Source organism: Emticicia sp. (assembly GCF_049241225.1).
Taxonomy (GTDB): Bacteria; Bacteroidota; Bacteroidia; order Cytophagales; family Spirosomataceae; genus Emticicia.
The window spans coordinates 24,061-35,037 of the sequence record NZ_JBMLRC010000323.1; the positions used below are offsets into that span (position 1 = coordinate 24,061).

At 39.9% G+C, this 10,977-nt stretch carries 1 protein-coding gene; it reads left to right on the forward strand.

What is annotated here, in order from left to right; translation table 11 throughout:
• Nucleotides 1-7: 7 nt before the first annotated feature.
• Nucleotides 8-10,585, forward strand: coding sequence for an SdrD B-like domain-containing protein (locus ACOVO2_RS17380; RefSeq protein ID WP_421771199.1), 10,578 nt, complete (start codon nt 8-10; stop codon nt 10,583-10,585).
• The last annotated feature ends 392 nt before the right edge of the window (nt 10,586-10,977 follow it).

Sequence of the window (10,977 nt, forward strand, 5' to 3'; positions counted from 1 at the left end):
CGGTTCTATTGGTAACTACGTTTGGACTGACGTAAACAATAATGGACAACAAGATTCGGGAGAGGCTCCTATCGCCGGTGTGAAAGTTTATTTATTGAGTGCTACCGGTGCTAAAATTGATTCGACTATAACTAATGCTAGTGGTCTGTATCTTTTCGATAGCCTTACTAGTGGTTCGTACAGAATCCAGTTTGTGGCTCCGGCAGGTACAATCGCCGCTAAGCAAAATACAGGTGCTGACGTGACCGATAGCGATGCCAACAAAAATGGCATTTCTCAATTGATTTCTATCGACACTACCAAACCTACTACCGATACCCTTAGAAATAATCTTCAAATCGACGCTGGTTTCGTCCCTGTTGGGTCGATTGGCGATTACGTGTTCGCAGATAATAATGGCGATGGTATCCAAAATGCTGGCGACTCTCCACTCGCCGGTGTGAAAGTTTACTTATTGAGTGCGACTGGTGCGAAGCTTGATTCAACTATAACTAATGCTAGTGGTAGATATCTTTTCGATAGCTTATTGAATGGTAGCTACACAGTGAAATTTGTTATTCCGGCAGGAAGTATAATTACTACCAAAGGTTTAGGGGGTAATTCAGCATTAGATAGTGACCCAAATCCAGATGGCACAACTGACCTGATTACAATTAATACTACCTTACCAATTGGTAACGTAGGTCGTAATAATACAGGAGTTGATGCTGGTCTTAGAACTTCTTTTGGTTCTATCGGAGACTTTGTATGGAATGATTCTAACAATAACGGATTGCAAGATTTAAGCGAAACAGGTGTAAGTGGAATTATTGTAGAATTGTATGCCTCCGATGCCATTGGTTTACCCATTGGATCTGCATTGAAAAAAGATACAACAGATGCCAACGGCAAATACTTATTCACTGGCTTAACAGCAGGAAATTATGTAGTTAAAGTTATCACAACTTCAATTCCAGCAGGTTCTCAACTTTCTTCTAAGCAAGATGTTGGAACAAATGATTTAATTGATAGTGACTTTAATCCAAGCACAGGGCTATCAGACAAAATCGTGGTTGACCCTTACGATGCAACTAAGAAAGATATCTTAACAGTTGATGGTGCTATTTATAGCCCGCTTGGCTCAATCGGAGACTTTGTATGGAAAGATACAAATAATAATGGCTTACAAGATGTAGGTGAAACGGGTGCAGAAGGAGTAAAAGTAGAACTTTATGCTTCGGATGCCTCAGGCAATCCAGTAGGTGCTGCTATTAATACTGTTACAACAAATGCAAGCGGATTCTACACTTTCAATAATTTACCAAAAGGTGATTATGTAGTACGAATCATTACTAGCACATTACCAGCGACTTACTTACTTTCAACAAAAACTAATGCCGGCGATGATACAAAAGACAGTGATTTTAACTCAACAACTGGTTATTCTCCAAAAATTAGTATCGACCCATTAGTACCAGCATTGAAAGACAATCCTACCATTGATGCTGCAATCTATGTACCAGTAGTATGTTCTGAATTAGTAGCTATAGCTATTGATGGAGATATATGCTCAGGCGATACAACTGCAATCAGAGCAACTGTTTCAGGGGGTGGTACAGTAAGATGGTATCTAACATCAATTGGTGGTAGTCCAATTACAACAACAAACAGTGGAGCTAATTTTATTGTGTTCCCTACAAGTACAACAGTTTACTATGCAGAAATTGCTAATGCTCCCGAAAGTTGTCCAAATACACGCCAACCGGTAGCAGTCGTTGTAAATGCACGTCCAGCCAACCCAAGTTGCGTGGGTGCAGTAGAGGAATGTCTTGGTAAAACTATCAATCTAAATAGTTTCATCATTAATCCCGTATCTACTCCAGGTGGAAGCTTTGAGTGGCACACAGCAGCTAATCCAAACTCTCCATTAGTAGCAAACCCTACAGCAGTTGGTAATGGCACATATTATTTATTTGAAAAATCAGGTGCGGGATGTTACAGTAACCCGACAGTATTGAAAGTTACTTTAAAAAATTGCGAAAAATCTATCGACTTGAGCTTAACAAAAGCAGCTGATAGTATCACTCCAAATGTAGGAGATAACATCACATTTACAATCAGAGTAACAAATGCTGGCCCAGATGCAGCAACCGCTGTTGAAGTAACTGACGAATTACCAGCTGGCTTACAATTCGTATCAAGTGCATTCTTTACAAATACAAGTGGTGTATTAACATCAACTATTTCAAATATAGCAGCAAATCAAACAATTACTTTGACATATATTGCTAAAGTAACAGGCTCAGCTGCAATGACCAACTTTGCTCAAATTACAAAAGCGACTGAAAAAGATATAGATTCAACGCCTGGTAATGGAAAAACGAACAAAGAAGATGACGATGATAAAGTAACAATTACACCTAAAGTTGTTGAAGTACTTGCAGATTTGAGTTTGAATAAAATCGTGAGTAATACTAATCCAGCAGCTGGTGATCAAATCACTTATTTTGTTGAAGTTAAAAACAACGGTCCTTCAAATGCAACAAATGTGGAGGCAACTGATATTGTACCGGCAGGTTTACAGATAATCAGTGCAACCGGTGGTGATGGTATCGTAACGACTGGCAATACAGTCGTAGCGAAATTCAACCAAATTAATGTTGGCCAAACGGTTACGTTCCAAATCGTAACAAAAATTACAGCAACAACAGGTACGATTAAAAACTGGGCTCAAATTACAAAATCTGACCAAAAAGACCCTAATTCAACACCAAACGATGGTATTGATAAAAATGCAGATGACGATGATGATGCCGAAATATCTATAAAACCAGTTTGTAACCCAATTACACCACTTATTGCTTGTGCAAACCCTTACATCTGCCTTGGTGAAAGTGTTTCTATCGAAGCGATTGGTTGTAATGGAACAGTTGTTTGGTCTGATGGACAAACAGGTAATATGATTACTGTGACACCAACAGCAACTACAACTTATACAGCTCAGTGTAAAATAAATGATAACTGTATCAGTACAAAATCAAACCCTGTACAAGTGGTTGTAAACGTGATTGCTCCTCCTTTAATTACTTCAAATTCAACATCGAATGTAATCTGTAATGGTGGAAGTGTAACACTCACCGCCAACAATTGTTCAGGAAGAATCTTGTGGTCAACAGGTGCTACCACACCATCAATCACGGTTTCACCAACTGCAAATACTTCATATACAGCTACTTGTGCTAAACTTACATGTGTAAGTAATAGATCGAATGTAATTAATGTAACAGTTGGAACTCCAACAGCTCCTCCAACTATTACTGCAGACAACAACTCAATATGTGCTGGTAAATCAGTAAAACTTACTGCAAATGGATGTTCTGGATCAGTTACTTGGTCAAATGGCTTAACTGGCTCAAGCATTACCGTTACTCCGACAAGCACTGGAACTTACTCAGCAGTTTGTAAAGTTGGTGAGTGTTCGAGCAATCCGTCTACTCCACTAACTATTACTGTTGGTGCAGCAGGTACAGCACCAACTATTGCCTCAACAAAAGATGGCATTTGTGTTGGTGAAAGCGTAACACTCACAGCAAGCAACTGTGCGGGTGCAATCACTTGGTCAACTGGTGCGACGACTTCGTCTATCACAGTTTCTCCAACCACTACTACTACCTACGAAGCTACTTGCTCAGTAAATAATTGTAGTGGTAAAGCTACAAAAGTAATAACGGTTAATCCTAAGCCTGCGGCACCTATCGTAACGTGTGGTAAAGAAAGAATATGTGCGGGTGAATCTCTTACATTTACTGCCAACGGTTGTGAAGGTTCGGTTATATGGAGCAATGGTGCAACTGGTACTACGATGGTCGTAAAACCAACTGTAACAACTAATTATACCGCTATTTGTACCGTAAATGCTTGTTCAAGTAGCCCTTCGAAAGATGCTATAATCACTGTTATCAACCAAACACCTCCTACTATCACTGCTTCGGCAGAGACTGTTTGTGGTGGTAGCTCGGTAACACTCAATGTAAGCAACTGTGATGGTAACGTACTTTGGTCAACTGGTGCAACTTCAGCTGCAATCAATGTAACTCCTACAGTCGCTACTACATACACAGTTAAGTGTATCGTTGATGCATGTGAAAGCTCTGCTTCTAAAACTATTAACATTGCTGGTGGTCAAGCACCAAACGCACCAATAGTTGCCATTAGCTCAACTAACCCATGTGATGGTAAAACAACCCTCACGGCCACTGGTTGTAACGGAGCATTAAAATGGAATACGGGTGCAACAAGCTCATCGATTGTTGTTGATGGAGGTGTTTATTCAGCCACTTGCTCAAACAGTTGTGGAATAAGCACTCAATCTAATGTATTGAATGTTCCAAATATTATACTTATTCCATTTACTATTACTGCTCCAAACGAAACAGTATGTAGTAGAGGATCAGCAGTTCTCATTGCAAATAACTGTTCAGGTTCGGTAGTTTGGAGTACAGGTGCAACGGCATCGTCAATCACTGTAAATCCTACCATTACAACAACATATACAGCTACTTGTACGACAACACAATGTAGCTTCACCGCAACAAAAACTATTAATGTTAGTACAAACGGAGGTCAAACACCGACTATTACTTCAACAAAAGATGGCATTTGTGTTGGTGAAAGCGTAACACTCACAGCAAGCAACTGTGCGGGTGCAATCACTTGGTCAACTGGTGCGACGACTTCGTCTATCACAGTTTCTCCAACCACTACTACTACCTACGAAGCTACTTGCTCAGTAAATAATTGTAGTGGTAAAGCTACAAAAGTAATAACGGTTAATCCTAAGCCTGCGGCACCTATCGTAACGTGTGGTAAAGAAAGAATATGTGCGGGTGAATCTCTTACATTTACTGCCAACGGTTGTGAAGGTTCGGTTATATGGAGCAATGGTGCAACTGGTACTACGATGGTCGTAAAACCAACTGTAACAACTAATTATACCGCTATTTGTACCGTAAATGCTTGTTCAAGTAGCCCTTCGAAAGATGCTATAATCACTGTTATCAACCAAACACCTCCTACTATCACTGCTTCGGCAGAGACTGTTTGTGGTGGTAGCTCGGTAACACTCAATGTAAGCAACTGTGATGGTAACGTACTTTGGTCAACTGGTGCAACTTCAGCTGCAATCAATGTAACTCCTACAGTCGCTACTACATACACAGTTAAGTGTATCGTTGATGCATGTGAAAGCTCTGCTTCTAAAACTATTAACATTGCTGGTGGTCAAGCACCAAACGCACCGATTATCTCAGCTAACAAAGCATCAGTTTGTGGTAATGAAACCGTTACTTTGACTGCTACAGGTTGTGCAGGTGGAACTGTCAATTGGAGCAATGGTGCGACTGGTTCATCAATCATCGTAAGTGCAGGAACATACTCTGCTACCTGTAAAAATGATTGTGGAACAAGCGGCAACTCAAATGCTGTTATTATCGTGCCAGCAAATGTTACTCCTCCAGTAATATCAGCTTCAGCAACTTCCCTTTGCGAAACCGGTCAAGTAACATTAACAGCAACAGGTTGTGCCGGAACAGTAGTATGGGCTAATGCATCTACTGGCTCAAGCATTACTGTAAGTGTGGCCACAACAACAACTTTCTCAGCAATTTGTAAAACAACATCTTGTGAAAGTGATAAATCGAATATCGTAACTGTAAATGTTGGAAAACCAAACAAACCAACAATTACCGGAAATAAAGAATCAATATGTGCAGGTAATACAGTAATCTTAACAGCAAATGGCTGTGCAGGAACAACTGTTTGGTCAAATGGTCTCACTGGCTCAAGTATCTCTGTTACACCGAGCAACACCACTGACTACACTGCTGTGTGTAAATTGCCTCAGGGAGGATGTACAAGCGATCAATCGAATGTAATAACTATAAATGTTATCTCGAAACCAGAACCCCCAATTATTTCTTGTTCAGCATCGAGAATATGTAAAGGTGATACCCTTACCCTCAATGCATTAGGATGTAGTGGAAGCGTGTTATGGTCAAGCGGTCAAACATTGGCCTCAATTAAAATAAATCCTGCGGTAACAACAGTTTATACAGCTATTTGTAAAGTCGGCTCTTGTGAATCTGCTCCATCAGTGGCAGCAACAATTACGGTTGGAAACCCAATTCCTCCGGTGGTTACATGCAAAAACACACAAATTTGTAGTGGCTCAAGCACACAAATCGAAGCAGCTGGTTGTACAGGAACTGTCAGATGGTCAGATGGCCAAATTGGAGCGGTTATCTCAGTTTCTCCAACAAGCCTCACAAGCTACTCAGCAATTTGTGATGGTGGTACATGTCAAAGTGAAAAATCAAATGTAATCACTGTACAAGTAACTGGTAGTGGATTGAGAAAACCAACAGTAAGAGATTTGGTAAATACTTGCCCGTTCGTTACAGTTGATCTTACAACTGCAGTAACAAGTGCAGCTTCTTCTCAGGGCGGAATATTTGTCTTCCGTACAGGTGCAACTGCAGGTTCACCAGCGGTAACAAATCCATCGGCAGTGAGTACAGGAACTTACTATGTATTTGAGAAAGCAGGCAACGGATGCTACAGTGAAGGTGCTAAAATTAATGTTAATATTACGTCTTGCGAAGCCCCAATTAATTGTACAGCAAACCCAGCTACTGCCATGGCAGGAAAAGATACCACAGTTTGTTTAAGTGCTGATTTCTTCACACTTAAAGGTAAAATTGGAGGTTCGGCTAGAAGTGCAAAATGGACAACTGATGGCAAAGGAACATTCGATAACGCTCTAAGCTTGGATACTAAATATACTTATTCAAATGATGATGTAGTAAAAGGAAGCGTGAAATTTACTCTTACTACCAATGACCCAGATGATAATGGTTCTTGTGTAGCTGCAGTATCAAGTTTCACTGTTACACTCAACGGTGTGAAAACAATTCCAACAATCGAGTCTAACAAATCACCAAATATTTGTTTCGGCGACTCAGTCCTATTAACAGCAACAACTGCTGGTTCGTACAAATGGAGCACGGGAGCAACAACAAAGAGTATAAGTGTAAAAACACCAGGCCGCTACACAGTGAAACTTATCAATGACAGTGGCTGTGCTTCACTTAGCTCAAACGAAATTATAGTGAAACTTGGCGATGCTATTGCAGCACCGACTGTAAGTGCAATTACTAAGAATAACTGCCCTGCAACTACTGTAAACTTGGCGAATTCTGTGACAAGCCAAACACAAAGTACAGGTGGTGTATTTGAATTCCATACGGGAAGTTCGCCAAATAGCCCGATGCTTGCCAATGCATCAGCCGTAGGATCTGGCACATACTATGTTATTGAGAAGAGCAGTATTGGTTGTTACAGCCAAGCATCTCCGATCATTGTGACTATTGATCAGTGTAATGTAGTAACCGATACCTCGAAAGTTGATGTAAGTGTCTTAATTGTTGGTTCTCGTGTTGAACTCAATATCGGCGACCCAATTAAATATACAATTACGGTTAAAAACAACAGTACAGTAAAAGCCGCAACCAATGTCAATGTTGTAAACGTATTGCCAAAAGGCTTAACGATTACATCAACAACACCAGGATTTACAGCTTTTGGCACTGACTCATTACTAAGTGTAATCGGTAATTTACCAGCAGGTGCAACCAGAACTTACACCTACGATGCTAAAACGACAAAAGCTGGTCAGATTATCAACACTGCCAAGATTACTAAACTTACACAGGTTGATCCAATCTTGAGTAATAATATCAGCCAATGGACAGTTGAATGTAAAACTTGCCAAGAAGTTTGTGCCGCAATCGCTCTATCAGCCGATACAACACGCCAAGCAAATGGTAGCTATAATATTACATTCAGAGCATTGGTAGAAGCATGTGGAACAGTTAAATTGGAAGGTGTTAAAGTCACAGAGAACCTCGCAACGATGTTCCCAGCACCAACTACATTTACAATCGTTCAGAAACCAACAGCTGGTGTAGGAAGCCTATTGAAGCCAAACGATAGCTTTAATGGTACAACCGATCTCAATTTGACAATCCCAGAAGAAAGTAGCATTGCGGTTGGCAAAGTTGATACTATCAAATTTGTAGTCAATATTGTACCAAATGGCAAGGAAGGACCATTCTCAACTAACGCATTCATAGCGGGGGTTGGAACAGCTTTCGGTAATCTGAGCGAAGCCTCTGATGTTTCAAACAACGGCAAAACAATAGTGAAAGAAAGTGCAGAACCTACAGTAGTTCGTCTCTTCAAGTCACCAAGTGTTGGTCTTGCGAAAATCGTTTTGGATACAACTAAGAAGGCAAATGGATCTTATGATGTAACTTATCAATTGCTCGTGAAAAACAACGGTTCATTGACATTGAATGATGTAATCGTAAGAGATACCCTAACCAAGGTGTTTAAAGCTCCATCAACATTTACAGTTGTGGCAGCACCGAGCAAAAATACCAATAGCCAATTGACACTTAATAGTGCATTCAATGGTTCAACCGATACAAGATTAACTCTTGCAGGTAGCACAATAGCAATCGGAAAAACAGATACCTTGAAGTTCACAGTTAATGTAAGACCAGATACGCTTAAGGAATTTGCCAATATCGCGGTTGTTTCTGGCTCAGGTACCCTTACATCGGGAACAAAAGAAACTGTGACCGACGTATCGAATGCGGGTACAAACCCTGATGTCCCAGGAAGTAACCCTACAAATCTGAATCTTAATACAGGTGGTGGTAGCTCAATCGAAGTACCATGTATCGGAATCGCACTCTACGTAAAAGATACAGTAAGACAAGCCGATAGCAGCTATAACATTACCTATAAGGCCGTCATCAAAAACTGTGGTAACTTGAATTTGAGTAGCGTACAAGTATGTGATACATTATCAAGAACATTCACATCACCAGCCGTTGCCAAGCTCGCAATAAAACCAACAGTGAGTGCAGGAAGCCTCTTGAAAGTAGATTCTTCGTATAACGGTACAACCAAAACTTGTATGTTACTAGAAGCAAGTGAGCTTGCACCAAATAAAGTAGATACCCTCACGTGGGTAGTAAATGTGAAACTCAACGGTAATAAAGGGCCGTTTAGAAATACAGTAATAGTTACGGCTAAAACACCAAGTGGTCAGGTTATAACCGATGCGTCAAACTCAGGTATAAATCCAGACCCATCGGGCAACTCACCGACCGTTATCAACTTCAATAGCTTACCAGATGCACTCATCGGTATATCGAAAAGTGCAAGCGAGCCTAAGTTAGTAACTGGAACAACTAATACCTACGATGTAACATTTACATTCAAAGTGAAAAACTACGGCAAGGTGGCATTTACAGGTGTACAAATTCAAGATAACTTGAATATGGCATTTGGTGATAGCGTGAAAATTGATTCTGTAAAAGTAACAGCTGATACTGGCCTAACAGCTAATAGTAGCTACACAGGCCGCGGAAGTTTAATCAATTTATTGGTTGATTCTCTAAGTACATTGGCCACAAATACAGAGAAAAATGTAACATTGTTTGCACGCTTGACTACAACATCAAACAAAGCAAACTTTGAAAACCAAGCATTGGTGATAGGTAAATACCCAAGCAATAAATCAACTGATGACTTATCAACTAATGGTAACGATCCTGATCCTGATGCCAACGGTACACCAAAAAATAACAGTATTGCAACACCAGTGAAACTTGGAAATGGTGGTGTAATCATTCCATCATTCAATACAACATTTGGTATCGCTAAAGCAGCAACGCTTGACTCGATAAGAAATGCTGATGGTAGTTATAACCTGTCTTATAGAGTAATTGTGAAAAACTACGGTACTCGTAAACTCACAAATATACAATTGACTGATAGTCTTGATAGAGTATTTGCTGACAGTGCAGAGTTCATACTGGTCGGTAAACCAACGCTTAGTAAGAACAGTAAACTGAAAGTTGATACGACATTTACAGGAAAAACTATCAACGGTGTAAGCAAAATGACAATGTTGATTGCCGATAGTAGCTCATTAGCAGCTGGTGCATCTGATACGCTCACATTCAAACTAAGATTATTGAGTGCGAAACAAGGCGATGCTACTTACTCTAATAGCATCACAGGTACAGCCAAAGATAGTACTAACAATGTGAGAGATATTTCTCAAACAGGCTTGAATCCAGACCCGGATGCCGATAATAACCCAGGCAATAATAACCAGCCAACGGTTATCACAATCAAAGGTCAGACAGCAATCACTGATACAACCAACAGAGGTAAGATACCGCAAGCGTTCTCACCAAACGGAGATGGTAAAAACGACTTGTTTATCATCAAAGGCATTAATGGTGTTGAAAACGTAGCTGCCGAAATATATATCTACAACAGATGGGGTCAATTAGTTTACCAAAACACTGACTTTGCAAAAGTAGAAGGTTGGAATGGCGAAGCAAACAGCGGCATTGTGCTTGGAGGTAAAGGAGTAGGTGTGCCTGATGGAACGTACTTCATCTGCGTAAAAGCAGCAGGCTTCTGGAGTAATGAGCCACAAATTAAGTACATAACCATTGCCAGATAAAATCAATGATTTGATAAATCCTGATGAATTTTTCCAAACAGAAAAATAGTCGGGATTTATCAAAATCGTAACCAAATAATTAAAAAACATAGCTTTCTCAAAGTATAACTATTTGATATTCAAGCTTGAAGAGATGCCATAACTCTTAATAAAAAAAAATTGGCATTTCAAAATCTTAATGTAACTTTGTTTTGCTATTGAGTATAAAAATGTTTAAACGGTTACATATTACATTGATGAACCTTTAAAAGCATTATATCTTTACTATTTAATTTGGTAAAAAATGAAAAACTTTACACACCTGAAAAGCAGGTTAGTTGCCCTATTGCTCGCTGGAGCATTATCAGTAAGCTACCAAACTTTCGCTCAACAAGAAGCGATGTTCTCCCAGT